The sequence below is a fragment of the Aurantimicrobium minutum genome, assembly GCF_029892845.1.
Lineage (GTDB): Bacteria > Actinomycetota > Actinomycetes > Actinomycetales > Microbacteriaceae > Aurantimicrobium > Aurantimicrobium minutum_B.
Genome location: NZ_JARXVT010000002.1, coordinates 365,501 through 389,497 on the forward strand (window position 1 = coordinate 365,501; position 23,997 = coordinate 389,497).

The window sequence follows — 23,997 nt, forward strand, 5'->3', positions numbered from 1 at the left end:
GCCTAGAGGGGTGAGTGTTCCTAGCCAAGAAGCCGAAATGACGCGCCACCTCGCGCTCGTCGAAGAGGTCCTCGAGCGCTTCTTTAGCCTATCCACTCAGCGAGCTGCAACGCTTGCACCAGCCTATGAATCGCTGTGGAAAACACTGCGTTCGAACACCGCTGGCGGCAAGCGTTTCCGCCCCCAAATGGTGATGACGGCATACACCGCGCTAGGCGGATCTGACTTGCGCTCCGCAGCCCATGTGGGAGCATCTTTTGAGCTTCTCCACACTGCACTGATTGTTCACGACGACGTAGTCGACCGTGACTTTGTGCGCCGGGGAATTCCTAACGTCTCTGGTAGCTATCGTGACGTGGCACAAACCGCAGGGTTGTCACTTCCGACAGCTGAACATCGAGGCATGTCAGTTGCTGTTATCGCAGGTGACTTGGCATTGACTGGTTCGTTCCGATTGATGGAGCGCGCTAGTAGTAACCCAGAAATTCGTGATTCCCTCGTTGAACTTCTCGACCGGGCAGTGTTTGACTCTGCCGCCGGTGAACTCATTGATGTCGACTTCTCTCTTTATACCGGCATGCCGAGCATTGAAGAGATCGTGCAGATGGAACGCCTCAAGACAGCTGTCTACTCGTTCGAAGCGCCGCTGCAAGCAGGTGCCCTGCTTGCTGGTGCCACTCACGACGTGATTGCCGCACTCGGTGAGTTTGGTCGCAACATCGGCATTGCCTACCAGATCGTGGATGACCTCCTCGGTGTCTTCGGTAATGAAGCTGCCACGGGCAAGACCACTTTGGGTGACTTGCGTGAAGGCAAGCGCACTGCACTGATAGCTTTTGCATCGCAGACCTCGGAGTGGAGCACCATCTCTCACCTGGTGGGCGATAGCAACTTGTCTGATTCTGATGCCGCCACCGTGCGCGAGGTTCTCGAGCGCACCGGTGCGAAGAAGTTCACTCAGCGCCTCGCCTCCGACTACGCCGACGAAGCTGTCGCTGCCCTGCATGGCGCTGGGGTTCCTCAGCAACTTATTGAGCAGCTCACTCCATTGGTCTCAGCCGTGGTGGAGCGCGTTCGATGAGCAACGACAAGCTCGTTCAAGATGCTTCGGTGCCGGTGAGCGAACAACCCACCCGTCAGAGCGCCCTCTATGACCGCGTTGCCGAGCAAACCGCGAGCATGATCATTCGCGAGTACTCAACTTCCTTCGGTATGGCAGCTCGCCTGCTTGGTGCAGGCGTTCGCCAGGACGTCGAGAACATTTACGGCCTGGTTCGCCTGGCAGATGAAATCGTAGATGGCGTTGCAGCCTATGCCGGGGTCAGCGAGAAAGAGATTCGTCGTCTGCTCGACGAACTTGAAGAAGAAACTGAAGCTGCCATGCAGCGCGGTTACAGCACCAACTTGGTCGTGCACGCGTTTGCGTTGACTGCTCGCAGGACCGGCATTGAACCAGACCTCACCCGCCCCTTCTTTAAGTCCATGCGCGTCGACATCACTCGCGTCACCCATACCCCCAAGAGCTTCGATGACTACGTCTATGGCTCTGCTGAAGTTGTCGGCTTGATGTGTTTGAAGGCGTTCCTCGTGGGCATGGATCTCACTCCAGAGCAGAACGACACTTTTGTGACGGGTGCCCGCAAGCTTGGCGCCGCATTCCAGAAGGTCAACTTCTTACGCGACCTCAGTGCAGACGTGGATGCCCTGGGCCGCAGCTACTTCCCTGGCATCAACATCGCCACCTTCACCGAGGCAGATAAGCAGCGCCTTGTGGACGACATCGACGCGGACCTTGCTGTTTCTGGCGCTATCGTTCCACTCCTGCCCAGCACCAGCCGTAAGGCTGTGGCGCTGGCACAAAGTCTATTTGCTGAACTCAACCGCAGGATTGCGCGCACTCCTGCTGCCGAGCTCAAGCACACCCGCGTGAGCGTGCCGACATTCGTCAAGGCACGCCTCGCTCTTGCAGTTCTGATGGGAAAAACCTCATGACCAAGTCCGTAGTCATTATCGGTGGCGGCATTGCCGGCCTCGCCTCGGCAGCTTTGCTTGCCCGCGATGGATACCAGGTGACCCTGCTGGAAAAGCACAAAGAGGTAGGTGGCCGTGCCGGAACTTGGGAGAAGGATGGCTTCCGTTTCGACACCGGTCCTTCCTGGTATCTCATGCCCGAGGTCTTTGATCACTTTTACAAGCTCATGGGCACCTCGAGCGATGAGCAGCTCAAGCTCTCTAAGCTCAACCCTGGTTACCGCGTGCTCTTCGAAGACGACGGTGTTTACCCAGCACGCCCTATCGATGTCTTGGACAACCGCGAGGACAACCTCGAGCTCTTTGAAAAGATCGAACCCGGTTCACGTCCCGCAATGGAGCGTTACCTGGACTCTGCCAAAGACACCTACGAGATGGCGAAGAAGCGCTTCCTCTACACAAGCTTTGAAAAGTTCGGACCTCTGGTTCGTGCAGATGTTCTTCGTCGCACTCCCAAACTGACCAAGCTTCTGCAGGAGTCTTTGCACAAGTTCGCCTCACGTCACGTGAAGGATCCTCGCTTGCAGCAGATCCTGGGATACCCAGCTGTGTTCTTGGGTTCAAGCCCGTTCATCACCCCATCGATGTATCACTTGATGAGCTACCTCGACCTCGAAGACGGTGTGCTCTATGCGCAGGGTGGCTTCAACCGTGTCATCGAAAGCATTCGCGATATCGCAGTTGCTGAGGGAGTGAACCTCATCACTGAGGCCAACGTTTCCAAGATTCTCACTGTGGTGAACCCTGCTGGTCACAAGACCAAAGCCAAGGCTGCTGGTGTGGAATACACCAAGGGCAAGTCCAAGAGTGTGACCACTCTGGCCGCCGACATTGTGGTTTCTGCAGCAGACCTTCACTTCACCGAGACAGAGCTTCTGCCAGAAGCACTTCAGACATATGGCGAAAGCTACTGGGACAAGAAGGTCTCCGGGCCCAGCGCCGTTCTCGTTTACTTGGGTGTGAAGGGTGAAGTCCCTGAGCTCGAACACCACACCCTGTTGTTCACGAACGACTGGAATGAGAACTTCGGCAAGATCTTTAACCAGCCCACCTCAGTTCCAGATCCTGCGTCAATCTATGTCTGCAAGCCCAGTGCAACAGATGCCCAGGTTGCGCCCAAGGGTGACACTAACTTGTTCATCCTTGTTCCTGTTCCTGCTGATGTGTCCATCGGCAGGGGCGGCATCGATGGCAAGGGAAGCAAGCAGGTTGAAGCCGTTGCGGACAGTGTGATCGAGCAGATCTCGGTCTGGGCTGGTGTTCCTGACCTGGCCAAGCGCATCAAGGTTCGTCGCACCATCGGTCCCGCAGACTTCGCCAACGACCTCAACTCCTGGAAGGGCGGAGCCCTCGGCCCCAGCCACATCCTCACTCAGAGTGCATTCTTCCGCTCGGGCAACATCTCCAAGAAGGTGGAAAGCCTGTATTACACGGGCGGAACGACCATCCCTGGAATTGGTCTGCCCATGTGTTTGATCTCTGCCGAGATTCTGGTCAAGCGTCTTCGTGGTGACACCACCACAGAGCCACTGCCAGAGCCGCTTTTCCCCACGGTCGACAAAACCGCTTAGATCGCATGAACATTCTCTATCTCGCAGCACTGCTGGTGGCACTCACCGGCATGGTGATGCTGGATAGACGGTTCCAGCTTTTCTTTTGGCAGGATGCTCGCCGGGCAACCCTGGTGTTGACCACCGGTATCGTGTTCTTCCTCATTTGGGATCTCACTGGCATTGATGCCGGTGTCTTCTTCCGCGGTGAGGGACAGTGGATGACCGGTATTCAGTTGGCTCCCGAGCTCCCTGTTGAAGAAGTCTTCTTCCTCACCCTGCTTTGCTACATGACCATGAATGTCTTTGTCGCTGTCAGCCGTGGAGTGAGTAAATACGTGAACAAGGCAGTGACCAAGTGACGTATTCGGTTCTCAACTCTGTCTTCTTAGGACTTGCCGTCTGGTTTGCGGTCATCGCGATTGTGGTGAGCACTCGCCGTGGCGTGAAGTTCACGAAGCCTGTGTGGTGGACCTTCGGGATCACGCTGGTGATCATGATGATCACGACCGCCATCTTTGACAATGTCATTATTGGCGTGGGACTCGTTGCATATGACCCCAGCACGCTGCTGGGAACCTACATTGGGCTCGCACCTCTGGAAGACTTTGGTTACACCCTCGCCGCCGTCATCATTTTGCCGGTGCTGTGGATTTTGTTGGGAACAAGGAAGAAGAGATGAACACACTGAAGCAACTCTTCGTTTCCTCTAGGCCTTTGTCCTGGATCAATACCGCGTTCCCTTTTGCGGCGGCGTATGTGATGACTACCCTCCAGGTTGATCTCACCTTCATCCTGGGCACCATCTTCTTCCTCATTCCTTACAACCTGGCGATGTATGGCATCAACGATGTCTTCGACTACGAGTCAGACATGCGTAACCCTCGCAAGGGCGGCGTTGAGGGAGCTGTGTTGGACCGCAGTCTCCACAAGATCACGCTGTGGGCCGTGGTCATCACCAATGTTCCGTTCCTGATTTACCTGGTTGCCGTCGGCAACCTGGATGCAAACATAGTGCTGGCTGTCAGCATGTTTGCCGTTGTGGCGTATTCCATGAAGGGCCTGCGCTTCAAAGAAATCCCCTTCCTGGATTCCTTCACCAGCAGCACACACTTTGTAAGCCCTGCCGTCTATGGCGTGATTCTGGCCGGAGCCGCCTTCACACCTGACCTGTGGCTGATCTTGACTGCGTTCTTCCTGTGGGGAATGGCATCACACGCTTTCGGCGCCGTGCAGGACATCCAGGCAGACAGGGAAGGCGAGCTTTCCTCGATTGCCACTGTGATTGGTGCAGCAAACACTTCTCGCTTTGCTCTGGCCTGCTACGCGCTCGCCGGTTTACTCATCATGTCCGGTGCGTTCTTCACGGAGCCCACCTGGCCTTACTGGGTTGCTGCAGCGACAGCCGTTCCCTACATCCTCATGGTGTGGCCATTTAGGAATCTCAGCGATGCTGACTGTGAACAGGCCAATCGTGGCTGGAAGAAATTCCTCGGCATCAACTTCTTTGCTGGTTTCGTTGTGACCATGCTGCTGATTTTTACTTGGCTTCACGGATAAGTAACTCTTCACATCTTGAAACACACCGAGATGTCAACAGATCCCCCGTTCTTCGAACGGGGGATCTGTCGGTTAGGCCAGAGTGCAATGACGAGGTGACAAATTACACCTCTTGAGTTATATAACTTGAAGGTTGTATTATGGTGACGTGGGATGTTGACGTTGAATTGATCCGAACCTGGTTTGCCAAGCTTGATATCAATTCACGTGCTCAGGTTGAAGCGGCTATATCGCTACTTCAAGCGGAGGGTCCACAGTTAGGCAGGCCACTGGTTGATTCTGTCAGCGGATCAGTACATAAGAACATGAAAGAGCTCCGACCAGGTTCGTCGGGTCGGAGTGAACTTCGAATCTTGTTTGTGTTTGACCCAGAAAGAAAAGCAATCATGTTGGTCGCAGGAGACAAATCTGGCACGTGGACAAAGTGGTATCGAACAAGCATCCGAAAAGCTGACCAGCTTTATATGGAGCACCTGAACAGAAGAAAGCAGGAAAAGTGATGTTGAGTCCAGATCAGCTATTCGCTGAGTACCCTTCTGACCCTGCCTTGGTTGAGGAGCACAAGAAGCGAATGATGGCGGAAGTCCGTGCATATCGCCTCAAAGAACTGCGCAAGGAGCTTCACATCACTCAAGTGGAACTCGCGCAGCAATTACAGGTCAGCCAGAACCGCATTTCACGCATAGAACACGGAGACATTGAGAAGTCCCAGGTTGATACGTTGCGCAAATATGTTGAAGCAGTTGGCGGAACGCTGACGCTGGAAGTGCAAGTAGGAGATCGCAAGTTCCAGTTGGCTTAGCGAGTAGCGAGTAGCGTGGAGCTATGACCAACCCCACGCTCTTCACGCCCATCACCCTGCGCAACCTCACCATCCGTAACCGGGTGTGGGTGCCACCGATGTGTATGTATAGCGCTCTGGGTAAAGATGGTGTTCCCACTGATTTCCACCGTGCTCACTATGGTGCGCTTGCGCTCGGAGGTGCAGGTCTTGTCATTGTGGAAGCAACGGCAGTGAGCCCAGAAGGTCGCATTTCTTTCCACGACCTCGGCATCTGGAACGATGATCAGGTTGAAGCTTTCAAGCAGATCACTTCTTTGATGAGGAACAACGGAGTTGTCCCTGGTATTCAGATTGCTCACGCTGGCCGCAAGGCTTCTACTTACCCAGGCTGGGGTTATGACGGCATTGACGGATCTGTTCCTGTGGAGGCAGGTGGCTGGCAGACCGTCTCTGCTTCTGCCAACGCGTTTGAGGGCTATGCCCCAGCGCATGCACTGACCGAGGAGGGTATCGCTCAGGTCGTTGCCGACTTCGCTGCGGCAGCTCGCCGTTCTGTGGAAGCAGGGTTCCAAGTTCTCGAGATCCACGCAGCCCACGGCTACTTAATCCACCAGTTCCTCTCTCCGCTGACCAACGAGCGCACGGACGACTTTGGCGGACCTCTGAAGAACCGTGCGCGTCTGTTGCTCGACATTGTTCGAACAATGCGCGCAGAAGTGGGCGAAGAGATCGTTCTCTTTGTTCGCTTCTCTGCCACCGACTGGATTGAGGGTGGTTGGAACGAAGAAGAAACCAGCATCGTGACGGATTGGGTCAAGGATCTCGGCGCGGACACCGTGGACATCTCAACCGGTGGTCTTGTTGCAGGCGCCAAGATTCCCGTAGGGCCTGGCTATCAAGTACCCCTGGCTCACTACGTGAAAGAACATGCTCACCTGCCCACAAGTGCCGTGGGCATGATTACTACAGCTGCTCAAGCCAGCGAAATCATTACCTCAGGCCGTGCGGATGCAGTGATGCTGGGCCGGGAACACCTGCGGGATCCTCACTTCGCACTTCGCGCAGCGGCAGAGCTGGGAGAAAATATTTCCTACGGAACGCCCCAGTATCAGCGGGCGCCGTTTCCACGTTCCTAAGAACTAGCGAATGAATTTCGCGCGCAGAGGGATCATCAGGAGCAGACCTGCGAGCAGGACCACCACGATGCCCAGGATGCCGAAGTAGGTGGCTCCACCAATCACGACGAACAGCGCAAAGAGCGTGGGTGCTAAGAAGCTAATGGCCCGACCGGTGGTGGCGTAGAGGCCAAAGATCTCACCTTCTTGTCCCTGTGGGGCAAGGTGTCCCAGGAATGCACGAGAAGATGCCTGAGCGGGTCCCACGAAGAAGGTGAGCATCAAGCCACCAATCCAGAAGGCGTTTGCTCCACCGTCGTGGAAGATAAACAATCCGATGCCCGTGAGGACAAGTCCGGCAAGCGAGATCACAATCACGCGCTTGGAGCCGATCTTGTCGTCGATCCAACCGGAGAACAGCACTCCAATACCCGCAACAAGGTTGCCACCAATGGCGAAAAGAATGACTTCAGTGAAGCTGAGGCCAAAGACTGTTCCAGCCAAGATGCCACCGAAAGCAAAGACGGCTGCGAGGCCATCGCGGAAGACGGCGCTGGCGAGAAGGAAGTAGAAAGTGGGGCGAGAGTTCTTATACAGGTCGGCAATCTTGCGGAACAAGATTTTGTAGGACTCGAGGATGCCGGCTTTTTTGCCTGGCTTGGTGGCGACGTTTTCTGGAACATTGAGCAAGACCGGAATGGAGAAAATCAAGGCCCAGATGGCTCCGAAGACGGCGACAACACGAATGTTCATTCCTCCGTCAGTGGTCACGCCAAACCAATAGGGGGGATCGCCCAGGATGAATCCGATCAGGGCAATCAACAGAACCACGATGCCACCGAAGTAGCCCATGCCCCAGCCAAAGCCGGAGATGCGACCCATGTTCTTGGGGGTGGATACCTGGAGCAGCATGGCGTTGTAGTTCACATTCGCCATTTCATAGAACACGTTGCCAATGGTGAGCAGAACAATTCCAAGAACGAAGAACTGTGGCGCACCTTCCACAAAGAACATGGCGGCTGTTGCGAGGATCACAATGCCGGTGTTGATTCCAAGCCACAGTTTCCGCTTTCCGCCAGCGTCGGTACGTTGACCGACCACGGGAGCAATCACGGCAACCGCGACGCCACCTATAGCCAGGGCCCAGCCCACCCAGCTGGTGAGGTTGGCCTCAGCAGCTTGGAAATTAGTCAGAGCGGCGCCGGTGGCCACACCCTCCCCACCGGCAGCTTCGTAAGCTTCGACAATCTTGGGATCTATGAAGTAGCTCGAGACGATGTAGCGAGCAAAGACGAATGTAGTGATGAGCACACTAAAGGCGGAGGTTCCCCAGTCCCAGAGGGCCCAGGAGATGACCTGTTTGCGGGGAATCTTTACTTCTACAGCACCGGTGCTTGACATGTGTTCAGGGTATCTTGCCCGCGCGATTACAGGGAAGAACTCAGGGTAAACAACCCATGAATCCAAAGTTGAGTCGAGAAAGCTCAAGATTTGCTGTGAACGCTTGACTCTGCTTGCATCCGGTGGCAAACTTGATACATCAGGACTCAAGTCTTGAACAGACTTCATATAAACACTGGACTTCCGGCCACAAGCCGGGGAGAAACAAGGAGATAAACATATGTCACGTGCAGTAGGCATTGACCTCGGAACAACCAACTCGGTTGTTGCCGTACTCGAAGGTGGCGAGCCCACCGTTATCGCTAACGCTGAAGGTTTCCGCACTACCCCCTCGGTAGTTGCGTTCACCAAGGATGGCGAAGTACTCGTTGGAGAGCCCGCAAAGCGCCAGGCCGTTACCAACGTTGACCGCACCATTGCGTCGGTCAAGCGTCACATCGGTACCGACTGGACCGTTGCTATCGACGACAAGAAGTACACCCCTCAGGAAGTTTCTGCTCGTATTCTGGGCAAGCTCAAGCGCGACGCTGAGACCTACCTCGGTGACACCGTCACTGACGCCGTGATCACCGTCCCTGCGTACTTCAACGACGCTGAGCGTCAGGCAACTAAGGATGCTGGTGAGATCGCAGGTCTCAACGTTCTGCGTATTATCAACGAGCCCACCGCAGCTGCTCTGGCCTACGGCCTAGACAAGGGTAAGGAAGATGAGCTCATCCTCGTATTCGACCTCGGTGGTGGAACGTTCGACGTTTCCCTGCTCGAAGTGGGCAAGGATGACGACTTCTCAACCATTCAGGTTCGCTCGACCTCTGGTGACAACCGCCTCGGTGGTGACGACTGGGATCAGCGCATCGTGGAGCACCTCATCAAGCGCTTCAAGGAGTCAACTGGTGTTGACGTATCCAAGGACAAGATTGCTCTCCAGCGTCTGAAGGAAGCTGCTGAGCAGGCCAAGAAGGAGCTCAGCTCCTCTATGAGCACCAGCATTCAGCTGCCTTACCTCTCTCTGACCGAGAACGGCCCAGCCAACCTCGATGAGACCCTCACCCGTGCACAGTTCGAGTCGATGACCGAAGACCTCATCGCTCGCACCAAGAAGCCATTCGAGGATGTCATCAAGGAAGCCGGCGTCAAGGTGAGCGACATTGCTCACGTTGTCCTCGTTGGTGGATCGACCCGTATGCCCGCTGTGGCAGAACTGGTCAAGAAACTGACCGGTGGCCAGGAGCCCAACAAGACCGTAAACCCTGATGAGGTAGTTGCCGTTGGCGCTGCCCTTCAGGCTGGTGTTCTTCGCGGCGAGCGTAAGGATGTTCTGCTCATCGACGTCACCCCATTGAGCCTCGGTATCGAGACCAAGGGTGGCATGATGACCAAGCTCATCGAGCGCAACACCGCGATCCCCACCAAGAGGTCCGAGACCTTCACCACCGCTGACGACAACCAGCCCTCGGTATCTATCCAGGTATTCCAGGGTGAGCGTGAATTCACTCGTGACAACAAGTCACTGGGTAACTTCGAGCTCAGCGGTATCGCACCAGCACCTCGTGGTGTTCCTCAGGTTGAGGTCACCTTCGACATCGACGCTAACGGCATCGTGCACGTGTCCGCTAAGGACAAGGGCACGGGCAAGGAGCAGTCGATGACAATCACCGGTGGCTCTTCTCTTCCCAAGGAAGACATCGAGCGCATGGTCCGCGAAGCTGAAGAGCACGCAGCAGAAGACAAGGCACGTCGTGAGTCTGCAGAGACCCGCAATGGTGCTGAGCAGCTTGCCTACTCAATCGAGAAGCTCATCAAGGAAAACGAAGACAAGCTCCCCGAGGACGTCAAGTCCGAGGTTCAGGGTGATGTTGACGAGCTCAAGACAGCTCTTGCTGGAGATGACGACGCAGCAGTGAAGACTGCTTACGACAAGCTCATGGAAAGCCAGGGCAAGCTCGGCGAAGCCATCTACGCAAACGGCCAGGCAGAGGCAGGCGCTGAAGGCGCTGCCGAAGGCGAAGCCGCTTCGGACGATGACGTTGTTGACGCTGAAGTTGTCGAAGACGACGAGGCTGACAAGGACGCTAAGTAAGCATGTCCGACCAGAACGAGAACCCAGTAGAGGAGCCCCTGAACGGGGGCTCCTCCGCCGGGGACGCCAACGCAGCCGGTGAGAACACTGGCTTCGCTGAAGACCCTGGTTATGACGGACCTGCTGAAGGCGATTCTTTCGAAGACGCTGACGTGGAGACCTCTCTGACAGATGCCGACCTTTCTTTCCTTGAAAAGGCAGAAAGTGATCTGGCAGCAGAGCGTCTGGCGGACTTGCAGCGCGTTACCGCTGAATATGCCAACTACCGCAAGCGCACCGAGGCTAACCGTGAAATCGAACGTGAACGTGTCATCAGTGACACCGTGAAGATTCTTCTTCCCGTGCTCGATGACATCGATCGTGCTGAGAAGCACGGCGACCTGGCTGAGGGCTCCGCCCTGGCAGCCATCGCCGGCAAGCTTCGCGGTGTGACCGAACGTCTCGGCCTCGTTGCTTATGGAGCAGCCGGCGATGTATTCGATCCCAACCAGCACGAAGCAATCCTGCAGCAGCCCACCCCAGGTGCAACTGCAGAGACAGTGTTGGATGTTGTCGAGACCGGCTACATGCTTGGCCTTACTCAGGTTCGCGCGGCCAAGGTTGTCGTCGCCGTTCCTGCTGACTAACTTTTTCCGAAACGACTTAAAGAAAGGGGGCGCATATGGCCAGTCAAGATTGGTTCGATAAAGACTTTTACAAAGTCCTCGGCGTCTCCAAAGACACTTCGGAAGCAGAACTGAAGAAGGTCTATCGCAAGCTTGCTCGCGAATTCCACCCAGACTCCAACCAAGGCAATGCCAAGGCAGAAGCAAAGTTCAAAGAAATCTCTGAGGCCTACTCGGTGCTCTCTGATAAGGAGCAGCGCGCAGAGTATGACCAGATCCGTGCCATGGGTTCCGGCGCACGCTTTAGTGCTGGCGGACCCCAGGGTGGTTTCGATGACGCCTTCAGTGGTTTTGGTCGCGGTGGCGGACAGCAGTTCAACTTCCAGCAGGGTGGCGGTTTCGAGGACATCTTTGGTGGCATGTTCGGTGGAGGCGGTGGCCGTTTTGGTCAGTCCTCCGGCGGATACCGTGGCTACGGTGGACCGCAGAAGGGACAAGACATTGTCTCTTCGGTCACCATCGACTTCTTTGAAGCATTCCACGGCGACACCATGAGCTTGACCACCAGCGAGGGTCGCACCGTGAAGGTGAAGATCCCTGCTGGTGTTGCTGATGCTCAGAAGATTCGTCTTCGTGGCAAGGGCTACCCCAGCCCCGACGGTGGCGAAGCAGGAGACATCGTTCTCACCGTGAAAGTGAAGAAGCACCCTGTCTTTGAACGTGATGGTCTCAACATCAAGGTCAACGTCCCCGTGACGTTCGTCGAGGCAACCCTCGGCGCGACGATCGAGGTTCCCACTCCAGATGGAGAGAACGTGAAGCTCAAGGTTGCCCCTGGCACTCCGAGTGGACGTTCACTTCGTGTGAAGGGTCGCGGAATCAAGACAGCAAAGGACAGCGGTGATTTGCTCGCCGTCGTTCAGATTGCTGTTCCTTCTCACCTCGATGAGGCAGCACGCGAAGCACTGGAAAAGTTCTCCGCAGTTGCACCAAGTGAGAACCCTCGCGCAGACTTGCTTTCAGAAGCACAGCGCTAACAACCACTAAATCGAGAAAGGTAAAAGTATGGACGAGAACCAGCCCATCTTTACTATCTCGATGGCTGCGGAGCTTGCGGGAATGCACCCGCAGACTTTGCGACAGTATGACCGCATCGGCCTGGTTCAGCCAGGCCGAACTGCGGGTCAATCTCGCCGCTATTCCATGAGGAACGTTGTTCAGCTCCAGGAAGTGGCCAGGCTCAGTGCCGAAGGCCTTTCTCTTGAAGGCATTCGCCGCGTGCTTGAACTGGAGAACCAGAACGATGCACTGCGTGCTCGGGTTCGTGAGCTTGAAGCTGCCCTGGCAGATGCTCTGCTAAACCAGCCAGGTCGTCGCGTCTTTGCTGCGGGTGCAGCGGGTGATGTGGAGAGCTTGCGTGCTGGAACACGTGCTCGTCGTCGCACAGATGTTGTGGTCTGGCGTCCCTTCGGGCGTGACTAGTCCTCCACAGCTCCGCTGAACCCTCGCCACGCACCCGTGCCGAAATAGTGAGTCAATACATTCTGAATTATTGGCACTCTTTCCTGAATGCGAGGAAGATAGAAAGGTGCTCACATTGAACGAACCTCAGGTATGGACTGTCATTGGTGTTTTTGCCACGGCACTCTTTGGGATGCTTGGCTTTGTAACTTCGTCAATATCCCGAACTTTGAGAACAGAAATTGGATCTGTTAGAAATGAAGTGGGATCTCTCCGGGGCGAAATGAATGCTCGCTTTGATTCACTTTCGGGCCGCATCGACCACTTGGATCGCGATGTCCAGTTCCTGATGAAGCGCGAGCTCGAAGACCGCGCTTAGTCGCAAAGCTGCGGATACTCTGGTCTTATGACTGACCCAGGAATCCAGACTCTGCTCGATAACTACTTCGAGCTGATGCACACGCAAGATATGTCGCTCTTCGACAAGGTCTTCCACAAAGACAGCAACCTCTACTCATCTGAGAATGATGAGATTGTGATTCGTCCAGCTGACTTCTATCGCGGACAAATGGAAGCTCGCACCTCACCCCATGATTCCGGGAATGCTCGCCGCGATGAGGTTCTGTTGGTCGACCAGATTTCACAAGAACTCGCCATGGCGAAAGTCCAGCTCGAGATGTTCGGCGGAGTCATGCAGGACTACCTCAGCTTGCTCCACGTTGATGGTTCCTGGTTCGTGATCTCCAAGTTGTACAAGCAGGTCGGAAAGTCCGCATAGTCTCAAGGGGTGAGCACATTCCCTTTTGAGTCCCTCAGGCGTTTGCCTGATTTCGAGTCCCCTGAGCTTCTGGCCAGTGACGCTGCAGATCGCTTGCTGCTATCCGAGCTCCAACATGAGGTCGAGGCCGACCCCAGTCTGCTCGAGGCAGGGCTCGTCGTTATTGGTGACAGCTACGGCGCCATCACATTGGCAGCTATTGCGGACTTGGGATTTACCTCCGTTCGCGTGCATCAAGATGCACGCTCGGGTGAGCTTGCACTCGATAACAACGCCAAGGAACTTTCCATTACGGGTTTTACTCACCACGACTTGGATAAAGAGTTAGTCAGCGGTGCCCGCATCGTGGTGATGAGATTGCCCAGGTCTCTTGACCAACTCGATCAGTGGAGCTCACTCATTGCTGCTTATGCAGCCCCGAACGTGCAGGTGTTCGCAGGCGGACGTCTCAAGCACATGACTCTGGGCATGAATGATGTTCTCAAGCAGTACTTCGGCATGGTCGTGGCCAGCCTCGCTGTCCAGAAGAGCCGTGTGCTGCGAGTGAAAGAACCCATGAGTGATGTCGCGCTCGAAGCGCTCTCGACGTGGCCGAAGTCCAAGCGCTATGACGTCATCGATATGACCGTCTGTGCACACGGCGGCGTCTTTGCCGGAATCAATCTTGACATCGGAACGCGTGAGCTTCTCGCGGTCCTTGATCAGACTCCTACTGATGCCAAGCGCATCATCGACTTTGGCTGCGGCTCAGGTCTGCTCGCCGTGGCAATTTCGAGACTTCGTCCCGGCGCCACGGTGATCGCAAGCGATCAGTCTTCGGCTGCTGTTGTGTCTGCCACGGCAACTCTGGAGGCAAACGGTCTGGGTGGTGCTGTTGAGGTTGTGCGTGATGACGGGCTGTCCTCGCAAGCAGATGCTTCTGCCGATGTGATTCTCTTCAACCCTCCGTTCCATTCCGGTGCTGCCGTGCATTCTGACACCAGCGTGAGGCTGTTTGCTGAGGCAGGACGTGTGCTCAAGCCAGGCGGGGAGCTGTGGGTCGTGGCCAACAGCCACCTCGGATACAAGCCCATCTTGATCAATCTGGTGGGTGAAACGAAGGAGATCCGTAGGACTCCTAAGTTCACGGTTACCTGCTCTACTAAGGCCTAGTTCACAGCATTCTCACAGCCCTGGAGCCCTAGTAATTCCTAGGCTTATCGGCTAAACTTGAGTCATCACCACTCAACTTTGTTGGGTGATGAAATCCACACAAGGAGATAGAAAAACATGCAACAAGAGCCGCAAGAAGAACAGAGCGCGCTCGAGCTATACGGTGTCAACCTCACCGAAATTGCAAAGAGCGGCAAGCTCGACCCCGTCATCGGTCGCGATGCGGAAATCCGTCGAGTCAGCCAAGTGCTTACTCGTCGTACCAAGAACAACCCCGTGCTGATCGGTGAACCAGGCGTGGGAAAAACTGCTGTCGTGGAAGGACTCGCCCAGCGCATCGTCGCCGGTGATGTCGCCGACAGTCTCAAGGGAAAACAGCTTGTCTCCCTCGACATCTCTGCCCTCATTGCAGGTGCAAAGTATCGAGGTGAATTTGAGGAACGCCTCAAGGCCGTCCTCAAAGAAATCAATGACTCAGATGGTCAGATCATTACCTTCATCGACGAACTCCACACCCTGATGGGTGCGGGCGGAGGCGAAGGCTCCGTGGCGGCAGCCAACATGCTCAAGCCGATGCTTGCTCGTGGTGAGCTGCGCCTGATCGGTGCCACCACCCTGGATGAGTATCGCGAGTTCATTGAGAAGGATGCTGCACTCGAGCGTCGCTTCCAGCAAGTGTTCGTGGGAGAGCCCAGTGTTGAAGACACCGTTGCCATTCTGCGTGGACTGAAGGAACGCTACGAAGCACACCACAAGGTGGCCATCGCGGACAACGCTCTCGTTGCTGCCGCTGCCCTGTCCAACCGTTACATCACCAGCCGTCAGCTTCCCGATAAGGCCATTGACCTGATCGATGAAGCCGCCAGCCGCTTGCGCATGGAAATTGACTCGGCTCCGGTTGAGATTGATGAATTGCGCCGTGGCGTTGACCGACTCAAGTTGGAAGAGCTTGCTCTGAAGAAAGAGAAGGATGACGCTTCGAAAGCCCGTCTCACCAAGCTGCGTGAAGACATGGCAGAACGCCAGGGACGTCTGGACGAGCTCGAGAAGCGCTGGGAGTTGGAGCGCAATGCTCTGAACCGCGTGGGTGAACTCAAGACCAAACTCGATGCTGCCCGCATTCAGGCTGAGCGTGCTCAGCGTGAAGGACAGCTGGAGCAGGCAAGCCGTTTGCTTTATGCAGAGATTCCTGAACTCGAGCGTCAATTGGCGGAGGCAGAGTCTGCTGAGCAGACCGACACTGAGCGAATGGTCAATGATCAGGTGACCAGTGACGACATTGCCTCGGTCATTGCGGCCTGGACAGGTATTCCTGTTGACCGCCTGACTAAGGGCGAGACTGAGAAGCTGCTCACACTCGAGAATGAGATCGGTAAGCGCCTGATCGGCCAGAAGAAGGCCGTGCAAGCGGTCTCTGAATCTGTCCGTCGATCACGTGCGGGCATTTCAGATCCTGATCGTCCCACGGGTTCCTTCCTCTTCCTCGGACCCACTGGTGTGGGAAAGACGGAGTTGGCTAAGGCGTTGGCGGAGTATCTTTTCGACGACGAGAAGGCCATGATTCGTATCGACATGAGCGAATACGGAGAGAAGTTCTCTGTCTCGCGTCTGGTGGGTGCTCCTCCCGGATATGTCGGATATGAAGCTGGCGGTCAGCTCACGGAAGCTGTTCGTCGTCGCCCCTACTCGGTAGTTTTGCTCGATGAAGTCGAGAAGGCCCACCCTGAGGTGTTCGATGTACTGCTGCAGGTCCTTGACGATGGACGCCTGACCGATGGTCAGGGTCGCACCGTGGACTTCCGCAACGTGATCTTGATCCTCACCTCCAACCTGGGTTCTCAGTTCTTGGTTGACCCTGACCTGAGCTGGGACGAGAAGGAACGCGCTGTCAACGAGACCGTGCGTCAGGCCTTCAAGCCTGAGTTCGTGAACCGTCTCGATGACATCGTGGTGTTCTCGGCGCTGAGCCAAGAAGACCTCGGCCAGATTGTGGAGCTCTACATCGACCGCTTGCAGAAGCGTCTCGGTGAACGACGCCTTGAATTGGCAGTCACACCCAAGGCACGCACCTGGTTGGCAGAACGTGGCTACGACCCCATTTATGGAGCACGCCCACTGCGTCGCCTGATGCAGCACGAGATTGATGACCGTCTAGCGACGGCCATCTTGGGCGGCACTATCCGTGACGGCGACATAGTCCGAGTTGATCTTGATGGTGACCAGCTCACCGTTGAGGCCGACAAGGTCAGGCCAGTCTTCGATGCTGGTGATGAAGATCCCTTCATCGAGGCAGAGCTGTTGGCAGACGAATAATTCTTTCCCTTTTCGGGAATACCAGCACGGGTATCCGGTTATCTCTCTCTCGGATGCCCGTGCTTCTGCACAGAACACCACAGATTTTCATCAACACAACACAAGGATAAAAATGTCACGCAACGCGCACACCAGCACTCCCATTAACCCTGTCTTGGCAGCACGTTGGAGCCCACGCTCCTATGACACCACGGCAACCCTGACTCCTGCAGACCTCACCCCTGCATTCGAGGCAGCTCGCTGGTCGCCTTCGGCAAACAACAGCCAGCCTTGGCGCTTCATCGTGGGTTTCCGCGGCGATGAGACATTCAACAAGATTGTTCCCACCCTTGCAGGCTGGAACTCGGCATGGATGCCCAACGCTTCGGCCATCATTGTTGCTGTTGCTCAGACCGCTGGCGCAGACGGCACCCCCAACCACTACGCACTGTATGACCTCGGTCAGTCGGTAGCTCACTTCTCCGTCCAGGCCCAGACAGATGGACTCTATGTTCACCAGGTTGCAGGAACCGATGTTGAAGCTCTCAAGGAAGCTTTCAACCTGCCTGCAGGTTACGAAGCATTCCTCACCATTGCAGTGGGCAAGCTTGCTCCAGCTGATGATCTCCCTGAGGCTCTCGCAGAGCGCGAGAAGGCACCTCGTGTTCGTCACGAGCTTGCAGAGATCGTTCGCTACGACGCATTCGAAGACTAAGTCTTTACCAATAAGGAAAGCCCCGAGATTATTTCTCGGGGCTTTCCTTTTGTCTGTGTGAGTACTTAACTCAGAACCTTCTTGACGGCAGCAGCGAAGTAGTCAATGTCATCTTCGGTGGTGTCCCATGCACACATCCAGCGCACTTCACCGGTGGCAGCGTTCCAGTCATAGAAACGGAACTCCTTGCGCAGTTCGTCAGCAACACCAGCAGGCAGAGTGACGAAGACACCGTTGGCTTGGGTCTGCTGAGTGAAGTTCAGGCCTTTGGTTCCTTCGAGGGCCTTACGCAGACGCTGAGCCATCTGGTTGGCGTGGTTAGCCAGGTGGTGCCACAGGTCACCCTCGAGCAGAGCGATGAGCTGAGCAGAAGTGAAGCGCATCTTGGACGCAAGCTGCATGTTCATCTTGCGCAGGTAGATCAAACCTTCAACAGCGTCAGGGTTGAGCACGACGATTGCTTCAGCACCCATCAGGCCATTCTTAGTGCCACCGAAGCTGAGCACATCAACGCCAGCGTCGCGAGTGAACGCGCGGAAAGGAACACCCAGAGACGCTGCGGCGTTGGAGATGCGCGCACCATCCATGTGCATGAGCATGCCGAGGGAGTGAACGTGATCTGCGATCGCCTTCACTTCTTCGGGGGTGTACACAGTGCCGAGCTCAGTGGACTGAGTAATGGTCACAGCCAGTGGCTGTGCACGGTGCTCATCACCACGGCCGTGGGCTTGCTGGTCAATGAGTGCAGGTGTGAGTTTGCCGTCGGGAGTCTCCACAGTGAGGAGCTTGATGCCACCTACTGCTTCAGGAGCAACGGATTCATCGTTGTTCACGTGTGCGGTCTGAGCACAGATCACACCGCCCCAACGAGGAAGCATGGACTGCAAGCTGAGCACGTTCGCACCGGTTCCGTTGAACACGGGGAACACATCAATACCCATACCAAAGTGAGTAGTCATCACTTGGTGCAGGTGCTCGGTGTAGACATCCTCGCCATAGGCGACCTGATGTCCACCGTTCACTGCAGCTAGTGCTTCCAGCACTCGGGGGTGAACGCCAGCGTAGTTATCTGAGGCAAAGCCGCGCCAGGCGGCATCATGTACTCGTTGCATGAAACTGAGCCTACGCGTTATGCGCGAATTCCCTGAGTGGATTCAATAACGGGAGCGATCTTGCGCTGCAGTGCTTCATAGAACATTGACAGTGGGAACTCGTCATCCAAGAGCTGGTTGGTGAGTTCACCGAGTTCGCCTGAAACAGGAAGCGCGTCAGCACCCTTTGCCCACACCGAGGCAGGGTGAGGAGTCAGGGTTCCGGCAACCAGTTCGTAGGCAGCAAGCCAGTGCGAGATCTTGGGACGGTCAATGGAGCGCCAGTAGAGCTCGTCGATGGCGTCACCGAGGGCTACAACGACATCGGGCAGACCAGCCCAGTCAATCGAGAGCTTGTTGTTGGTCCAGTGCAAAACACCGTGCTGGTGCATCCACGCAAAGAGAAGCTGTGCAGCGACGGCGTCGTAGTTGCGCACGCGGGTACCAGTCATAGAGAAGCGGAAGATACGGTCAAAGACCACGGCGTACTGAACCAGGCGAGCGTGCTGACGAGTTTCGGGGTCAGCAGAGCCACCGCGCTCGATCTTGACGCACTCACGGAATGCGGTGAGGTCACAACGCAGTTCTTCCAGGCCATAAAGGAAGAAAGGCATGCGCTGCTTGATCATGAAGGGGTCAAAAGGAAGATCGCCGCTCATGTGGGTGCGGTCATGGATGAGGTCCCACATGATGAAGGTCTCTTCAGCCAGCTTCTGGTTAGTCAAAAGTTCTTCTGCATCGGCAGGAAGCTCAAGTCCTGTGATCTCAGCAGCAGCTTTGGTCACAACAGCGAAGCGAGCTGCTTCGCGGTCCTGGAAAATAGCACCCCAGCTGAAAGCGGGAACTTCGCTCATGGCCACGGTCTCGGGGAACAGCACAGCCGAGTTGGTGTCGTATCCAGGAGTGAAGTCAATAAAGCGCAGGGGCAGGAACAGCTTGTTGCCATATTCGCCAGCTTCGAGCTCGGAGATGAACTCAGGCCACATCACTTCAACGAGAACTGCTTCAACGAAACGGTTGGTGCTGCCGTTCTGGGTGTACATCGGGAAGACAACCAAGTGACGAACACCGTTCACACGCTGGTCCGCGGGAGCGAAGGCCAAGATAGAGGCCAGGAAGTCTGGCTCAGCAAAGCCACCCTCGACCCATCGACCGAGGTCAGCAATGACTGCTTCGAGGTATGCGGAATCGTGCTGGAATGCTGGGAGGAGTTCGTGAATGGACTCGATGATCACAGCAACGTGGCCACCGGCTGCAGCGTGGTTACTGGCATCAGGAATAGAACCGTCTTTGATCTGCACAGCCTGAAGGGCAACGGCAGCTTCTTTGAGAGCAACCCATGCTGGAGTGGTGGCGGTGATGTCTGCAGCAGCAGTGATGTCGAGTACCTGTGTCATGATTCAACGCTAACGGAGAATGCACGCACGTTTCAGCGAAATCTTGCGTGAAACCAGCAAGTTTAGGCAATATCACGCACAAAAACAGCATATTCACGCAACAAACACGCGTGAGTAGAGTAAAGCTATGACCTTCACTGTTGCAGGAACCAGAATCCTTATCACCGGCGCTGCCATGGGAATGGGCCGCCTCTATGCCGAACGCGCTGTTGCCGAAGGCGCAGAGACCGTCATTCTCTGGGACATCAATAAAGAAGCCCTCAGTGAAACCACCAAGGCACTTCGTGTTCACGCGGACAACACGCAAGAGATCGTCCCCATGCTCGTAGACATTGGACAGCGCACGGCCATCGAGAAGGCCGCTGCCAATGTCATAGAGAACCACGGTGGTGTGGACATCATCATCAACAACGCGGGCGTAGTTCGTGGCACCTACTTCTGGGAACACGAGAACGAGCGTGACACCGAGTTCATCATGAAGATCAATGCCCTGGCTCCCATGTTCATTACCCATGAGTTCCTCAAGGGAATGATTGACGGCAAGCGACCTTCCCGCATTGTGAACATCGCTTCCGCTGCGGGCACCCTCTCCAACCCCAAGATGAGCGTCTATGCCTCGAGTAAGTGGGCACTGATTGGCTGGAGTGACTCAGTTCGACTCGAGCTCAAGCAGCAGGGTTACGACAACGTCAAGGTGACTACGGTCTGCCCAAGCTATATCGCGACTGGAATGTTTGAAGGCGTGAAGGGTCCTCTGATGACCCCGATCATGCAGCCTGATTATGTGGTCAACCGCGTCTGGCATGCCATGACCACGGGCAAGCCCATGCTGATGTTGCCGTGGACTGTCCACCTGTCCAAGGTGCTCAAAGGGATTCTGCCTCAGAGCTGGTTCGACGCCATTGCCGGCAACATCTTTGGTGTCTACAACACCATGGATAAGTTCACGGGCCGGAAGTAAACAGAGGGGAAACAACCCCTGTCCTCAGATTTCTCTGAGCTGGTTCTCGGTATTCTTGAAGTAAGAAATCATCGGGAGTAACGCATGGCTGGCTGGCGCTTGTGGCGCAAGGAACCTGTCATTGACGAACCCACCCCAGAAGTTCTGGAGAGCATCGAGACCTCTGCAGAAGATGGTCTAGCGATGGCACGACTCGGCGCCATCATGTCGGTCAAGAACAAGATTCTGGTGCAGGCGATCACGCAGCCAGACGCCTTCGACCCCAACACTTACATGCTTCCTGCCAAGGAAGCAGTCACCACCTTGGCTGTGGAATCACTTGAAACAGCAGCAATCGTCTCCGCTGATCTCAAGCGCGCTCGAAAGCTCCGCGGCGAGGCGATGTATCGAGACGACTACCGCCGCGGAGATGTGAAGAATCTCACCATTCGCTTGGGCTCACTCGAGAAGGTTGCCGAGTCCCTCAAGGACAACCTCGAAAACGAGGAGTGGCTACGCGCACTGATCACTGAAGCCCACGAACTTGCCTGGGCAGAGCTCTCCAGAGAAATGGAACGCTCACTCGACCGCAAAGAAGCCAGTGAATTCGGCGACGAGAACTACGAAGACGAACGCAAGGATCGCCTGCGTCAGTTCATCAACCTTGACCTTGCTCAGCTGATTGAAGAGCAAACGCCTGAGTACTAACCCTGTCCGACAGCGATGTCGATAAAGGAAATTGCAACGCCCAACAGCGATGCTCCATAGGCACCACCGAGACCGATCAGTGCGTAGGTTGTGGCACTCTCTCGCTTATAAAGCTTCTGGATAGTAAAGAACAGTGACACAAGGGTCACGATGCCGGGACCTATCCAGGTCAGCTGTGCACCAAAGTCATAAACCATCTCATTACAGCCACCCACGCAGGCACTCTTGGTCAGTCCCACAATGATGGCTAAGACAAAGAAGATGAAGCTGCTCAGGAACGTGAGGACCAGAACAACGATGGCGGTGACGCGGTCACGAGTTTCAGGAGTTGCCATGGATTCCTACCAAATCATGGGGCGGTCGTCTTCATCGCCGTCCCGGAGCAAGTCAACCACGACAGGAACGTGGTCACTGGGGCCGTCACCCTTACGCTCGTCGCGCGCGATCACCGCGCTGTCGACGAGTTCAGCAAAAGCAGGCGAGCCCATGATGAAATCGATGCGCATACCCTCGTTGCGAGGGAAACGCAGCTGCTTGTAGTCCCAATAGGTGTAGCCCTCGGGGATGAGTGGACGGACAACGTCTTTCAGGCCAACAGCTTCAAAGGCAAAGAATGCTTCACGCTCGGGGGGAGAGACGTGAGTACTGCCAGCGAATTCTCGAATATCCCAGACGTCGTCGTCATAGGGAACAACGTTCCAGTCACCAAGAAGCGCCAACGGCATATCCGGTGACTCTGCGAGCCAGCCCGCGGTGTCGCGGGCAAGGCCCTGAAGCCATTCGAGTTTGTAGGCATAGTGCGGGTGGTCGAGTTCACGACCGTTCGGAACATACAAACTCCACAAGCGCACACCGTCCACGGTGGCAGCGATTGCGCGGGCTTCGATGGGCGCATTACCGTCAGCATCTGGCTCACCAAAGCCTGGCTGAGAGGGGAAAGTAATCTGCACGTCTTCCAGGGGAAGGCGTGAGGCAATGGCCACACCATTCCACTGGTTCAAGCCGTGAAGCACGACTTCATACCCAGCAGCCGTGAATTGTTCGTAGGGGAACTGGTTGTCGCGGCACTTGATTTCCTGCATGCACAGAACATCAATCTCTTCGCGAACGATGTAGTCCACGACGCGCTCCACACGAGCACGTATCGAGTTCACGTTCCAGGTGGCTATGCGCATACATCTAAGTTATCTCCTGGTGAGAAGAGGGGTGACATTGACCGCTATTCTGTGAGAGCAGGTGGGGGCCTCACCTCTTGTTATTCCCTCTTTGAGACCGGACACTGTATTCATGCAGAGAACTGCTTCCACCCACATCGTTCTTCACGCGAAAGCACCTGCCCGACTGCTTCTTTCCATCGCAGTGGCAGACAAAGCCAACGCAGAAGAAACCTTGGTCGTGCGCCAAGACGAGGTTGATGTTCCTGTTCGTGAATTAGTCGAAGCTAACGGCAGCCGACTTCACATTGCTGAGGTAACCGGTGGACGTGTCACGGTTGCCTATGACGCCCTCATCACTGCGGTGACTCCACCACCTGCCGTGGAAGAGTCAGATCTCATCGTCTACTCGCGCCAGAGTCGCTACTGCGAATCTGACCAGCTCGGCAATGTTGCCCGGGCTGAGTTCGGTGGCCTTGCTGGACTGGAACTTGTAAACAGCGTTCGTGACTGGGTCAACCAGCAGCTCAGCTACATTCCGGGAACCAGCCGTTCCTCAGATGGAGCACTCCACACTCTCGTATCCCGACATGGTGTCTGCCGCGACTTTGCACACCTCAACATCGCACTGCTTCGAGCGCTAGATGTTCCTGCACGACTAGTTTCCACCTATGCACCTGGTGTGACCCCAGCTGATTTCCACGCCGTCACGGAAGCTTTCATTGATGGCTCGTGGCACGTCTTTGACTCCACTGGCCGTGCACCTCGCCAGACGCTTATGCGCATCGCGACCGGTCGCGATGCTGCAGACACTGCGTGGTTGAGTGTTGTGGGCGGCCAGGTGAACTTCGGCTCTCTCGCGGTTAATGCTGAAGCAGATGACATGCAGGAAGACGATCACAGCTCACTAGTGAACCTCACCGCCTAGAAAGCACTTTCCAACTCGATTTTTAGGGCACCCTAGAGCCCTGCTATGCTTTCAAAGTTGTTTTCAACACTGCGCCCGTAGCTCAACGGATAGAGCATCTGACTACGGATCAGAAGGTTGGGGGTTCGAATCCCTCCGGGCGCACACTGTGATGTTCCAAGACATCGTGGACACCTGAACCCCCGAAACGGGGTTCAGGTGTCTTTTTATTTCTTGGGTTGATAGTTCTTGTGTGGATCGATTTGGTATTCCCCG

26 protein-coding genes and 1 tRNA gene are annotated in these 23,997 nt (G+C 55.6%); 22 read left to right on the plus strand and 5 right to left on the minus strand.

Annotation, left to right across the window (positions count from 1 at the left end; all coding sequences use genetic code 11):
- The first annotated feature begins 10 nt into the window (after positions 1–10).
- From M2118_RS04420 to M2118_RS04460, 9 genes are all read left to right on the plus strand, one after another.
- Positions 11–1,081 carry a polyprenyl synthetase family protein gene (locus tag M2118_RS04420; protein ID WP_280794721.1) on the plus strand — a complete coding sequence of 357 codons (1,071 nt, stop codon included), beginning with the start codon at positions 11–13 and terminating at the stop codon, positions 1,079–1,081.
- Positions 1,078–1,992 carry a phytoene/squalene synthase family protein gene (locus tag M2118_RS04425; protein WP_280794722.1) on the plus strand — a complete coding sequence of 305 codons (915 nt, stop codon included), beginning with the start codon at positions 1,078–1,080 and terminating at the stop codon, positions 1,990–1,992. Before M2118_RS04420 ends, M2118_RS04425 begins: the two co-directional genes overlap by 4 nt.
- Positions 1,989–3,602: a phytoene desaturase family protein gene (crtI, locus tag M2118_RS04430; RefSeq protein ID WP_280794723.1), complete on the plus strand. Its 1,614-nt coding sequence runs from the start codon at positions 1,989–1,991 to the stop codon at positions 3,600–3,602. Before M2118_RS04425 ends, crtI begins: the two co-directional genes overlap by 4 nt.
- Positions 3,603–3,607: 5 nt before the next feature.
- Entirely contained in the window at positions 3,608–3,943 is a 336-nt protein-coding gene (locus M2118_RS04435) for a lycopene cyclase domain-containing protein (RefSeq protein WP_280794724.1), read from the plus strand.
- Complete coding sequence (locus M2118_RS04440) at positions 3,940–4,263, plus strand: lycopene cyclase domain-containing protein (protein WP_280794725.1); 324 nt, start codon at positions 3,940–3,942, stop codon at positions 4,261–4,263. The genes M2118_RS04435 and M2118_RS04440 overlap by 4 nt, the downstream gene beginning before the upstream one ends.
- Positions 4,260–5,141 carry a prenyltransferase gene (locus M2118_RS04445; RefSeq protein ID WP_280794726.1) on the plus strand — a complete coding sequence of 294 codons (882 nt, stop codon included), beginning with the start codon at positions 4,260–4,262 and terminating at the stop codon, positions 5,139–5,141. Before M2118_RS04440 ends, M2118_RS04445 begins: the two co-directional genes overlap by 4 nt.
- A gap of 140 nt (positions 5,142–5,281) precedes the next feature.
- Positions 5,282–5,641, plus strand: coding sequence for a type II toxin-antitoxin system RelE/ParE family toxin (locus M2118_RS04450; RefSeq protein ID WP_280794727.1), 360 nt, complete (start codon positions 5,282–5,284; stop codon positions 5,639–5,641).
- Positions 5,641–5,943, plus strand: coding sequence for a helix-turn-helix domain-containing protein (locus tag M2118_RS04455; RefSeq protein WP_280794728.1), 303 nt, complete (start codon positions 5,641–5,643; stop codon positions 5,941–5,943). The genes M2118_RS04450 and M2118_RS04455 overlap by 1 nt, the downstream gene beginning before the upstream one ends.
- Positions 5,944–5,966: 23 nt before the next feature.
- A complete protein-coding gene (locus M2118_RS04460; RefSeq protein ID WP_280794729.1) occupies positions 5,967–7,061 on the plus strand; it encodes an NADH:flavin oxidoreductase/NADH oxidase in 1,095 nt (364 codons plus the stop codon).
- A 3-nt stretch (positions 7,062–7,064) separates the two neighbouring features.
- On the opposite strand, the gene M2118_RS04465 is transcribed toward M2118_RS04460, so the two are convergent.
- A complete protein-coding gene (locus M2118_RS04465) occupies positions 7,065–8,441 on the minus strand; it encodes an MFS transporter (RefSeq protein ID WP_280794730.1) in 1,377 nt (458 codons plus the stop codon).
- Positions 8,442–8,661: 220 nt separating this feature from the next.
- On the opposite strand from M2118_RS04465, the gene dnaK reads away from it, so the two are divergent.
- The 9 genes from dnaK (at position 8,662) to M2118_RS04510 (ending at position 17,524) form a co-directional block, all read left to right on the plus strand.
- Positions 8,662–10,521 carry a molecular chaperone DnaK gene (gene dnaK, locus M2118_RS04470; protein ID WP_280794731.1) on the plus strand — a complete coding sequence of 620 codons (1,860 nt, stop codon included), beginning with the start codon at positions 8,662–8,664 and terminating at the stop codon, positions 10,519–10,521.
- A 2-nt stretch (positions 10,522–10,523) separates the two neighbouring features.
- Complete coding sequence (locus M2118_RS04475) at positions 10,524–11,147, plus strand: nucleotide exchange factor GrpE (protein WP_280794732.1); 624 nt, start codon at positions 10,524–10,526, stop codon at positions 11,145–11,147.
- A 35-nt stretch (positions 11,148–11,182) separates the two neighbouring features.
- Positions 11,183–12,163: a DnaJ C-terminal domain-containing protein gene (locus M2118_RS04480; protein WP_280794733.1), complete on the plus strand. Its 981-nt coding sequence runs from the start codon at positions 11,183–11,185 to the stop codon at positions 12,161–12,163.
- A 28-nt stretch (positions 12,164–12,191) separates the two neighbouring features.
- Entirely contained in the window at positions 12,192–12,608 is a 417-nt protein-coding gene (locus tag M2118_RS04485; RefSeq protein WP_280794734.1) for a heat shock protein transcriptional repressor HspR, read from the plus strand.
- A 106-nt stretch (positions 12,609–12,714) separates the two neighbouring features.
- Positions 12,715–12,966 carry a hypothetical protein gene (locus M2118_RS04490; RefSeq protein WP_280794735.1) on the plus strand — a complete coding sequence of 84 codons (252 nt, stop codon included), beginning with the start codon at positions 12,715–12,717 and terminating at the stop codon, positions 12,964–12,966.
- Positions 12,967–12,993: 27 nt separating this feature from the next.
- Complete coding sequence (locus tag M2118_RS04495) at positions 12,994–13,365, plus strand: nuclear transport factor 2 family protein (RefSeq protein WP_280794736.1); 372 nt, start codon at positions 12,994–12,996, stop codon at positions 13,363–13,365.
- A 9-nt stretch (positions 13,366–13,374) separates the two neighbouring features.
- Positions 13,375–14,517 carry a class I SAM-dependent methyltransferase gene (locus M2118_RS04500; protein WP_280794737.1) on the plus strand — a complete coding sequence of 381 codons (1,143 nt, stop codon included), beginning with the start codon at positions 13,375–13,377 and terminating at the stop codon, positions 14,515–14,517.
- A 117-nt stretch (positions 14,518–14,634) separates the two neighbouring features.
- Positions 14,635–16,830 carry an ATP-dependent Clp protease ATP-binding subunit gene (locus tag M2118_RS04505; RefSeq protein WP_280794738.1) on the plus strand — a complete coding sequence of 732 codons (2,196 nt, stop codon included), beginning with the start codon at positions 14,635–14,637 and terminating at the stop codon, positions 16,828–16,830.
- A 112-nt stretch (positions 16,831–16,942) separates the two neighbouring features.
- Positions 16,943–17,524, plus strand: a complete 582-nt coding sequence (locus M2118_RS04510; protein WP_280794739.1) for a nitroreductase family protein — start codon at positions 16,943–16,945, stop codon at positions 17,522–17,524.
- Positions 17,525–17,589: 65 nt separating this feature from the next.
- Here the strand turns inward: M2118_RS04510 and M2118_RS04515 are convergent, their stop codons facing one another.
- On the minus strand, positions 17,590–18,636 hold the full coding sequence (locus tag M2118_RS04515) for a threonine aldolase family protein (protein WP_280794740.1): 1,047 nt from the start codon (positions 18,634–18,636) through the stop codon (positions 17,590–17,592).
- Between the two features lie 17 nt (positions 18,637–18,653).
- On the minus strand, positions 18,654–20,012 hold the full coding sequence (locus M2118_RS04520; RefSeq protein WP_280794741.1) for a DUF6421 family protein: 1,359 nt from the start codon (positions 20,010–20,012) through the stop codon (positions 18,654–18,656).
- Positions 20,013–20,139: 127 nt separating this feature from the next.
- Between M2118_RS04520 and M2118_RS04525 the strand changes: the two genes are divergently transcribed.
- On the plus strand, positions 20,140–20,973 hold the full coding sequence (locus M2118_RS04525) for an SDR family NAD(P)-dependent oxidoreductase (RefSeq protein WP_280794742.1): 834 nt from the start codon (positions 20,140–20,142) through the stop codon (positions 20,971–20,973).
- 84 nt (positions 20,974–21,057) lie between these two features.
- The gene (locus M2118_RS04530; RefSeq protein ID WP_280794743.1) at positions 21,058–21,660 is read left to right on the plus strand and encodes a hypothetical protein; all 603 of its coding nucleotides are present in this window, start codon (positions 21,058–21,060) and stop codon (positions 21,658–21,660) included.
- On the opposite strand, the gene M2118_RS04535 is transcribed toward M2118_RS04530, so the two are convergent.
- The gene (locus M2118_RS04535) at positions 21,657–21,995 is read right to left on the minus strand and encodes a hypothetical protein (RefSeq protein WP_280794744.1); all 339 of its coding nucleotides are present in this window, start codon (positions 21,993–21,995) and stop codon (positions 21,657–21,659) included. The two genes, M2118_RS04530 and M2118_RS04535, sit on opposite strands and share 4 nt — an antisense overlap.
- 6 nt (positions 21,996–22,001) lie before the next feature.
- A complete protein-coding gene (locus M2118_RS04540; protein WP_280794745.1) occupies positions 22,002–22,835 on the minus strand; it encodes an exodeoxyribonuclease III in 834 nt (277 codons plus the stop codon).
- A 112-nt stretch (positions 22,836–22,947) separates the two neighbouring features.
- Between M2118_RS04540 and M2118_RS04545 the strand changes: the two genes are divergently transcribed.
- On the plus strand, positions 22,948–23,742 hold the full coding sequence (locus M2118_RS04545) for a transglutaminase-like domain-containing protein (protein WP_280794746.1): 795 nt from the start codon (positions 22,948–22,950) through the stop codon (positions 23,740–23,742).
- 71 nt (positions 23,743–23,813) lie between these two features.
- Positions 23,814–23,886: transfer RNA gene (locus tag M2118_RS04550), tRNA-Arg, on the plus strand.
- Positions 23,887–23,997 lie beyond the last annotated feature (111 nt).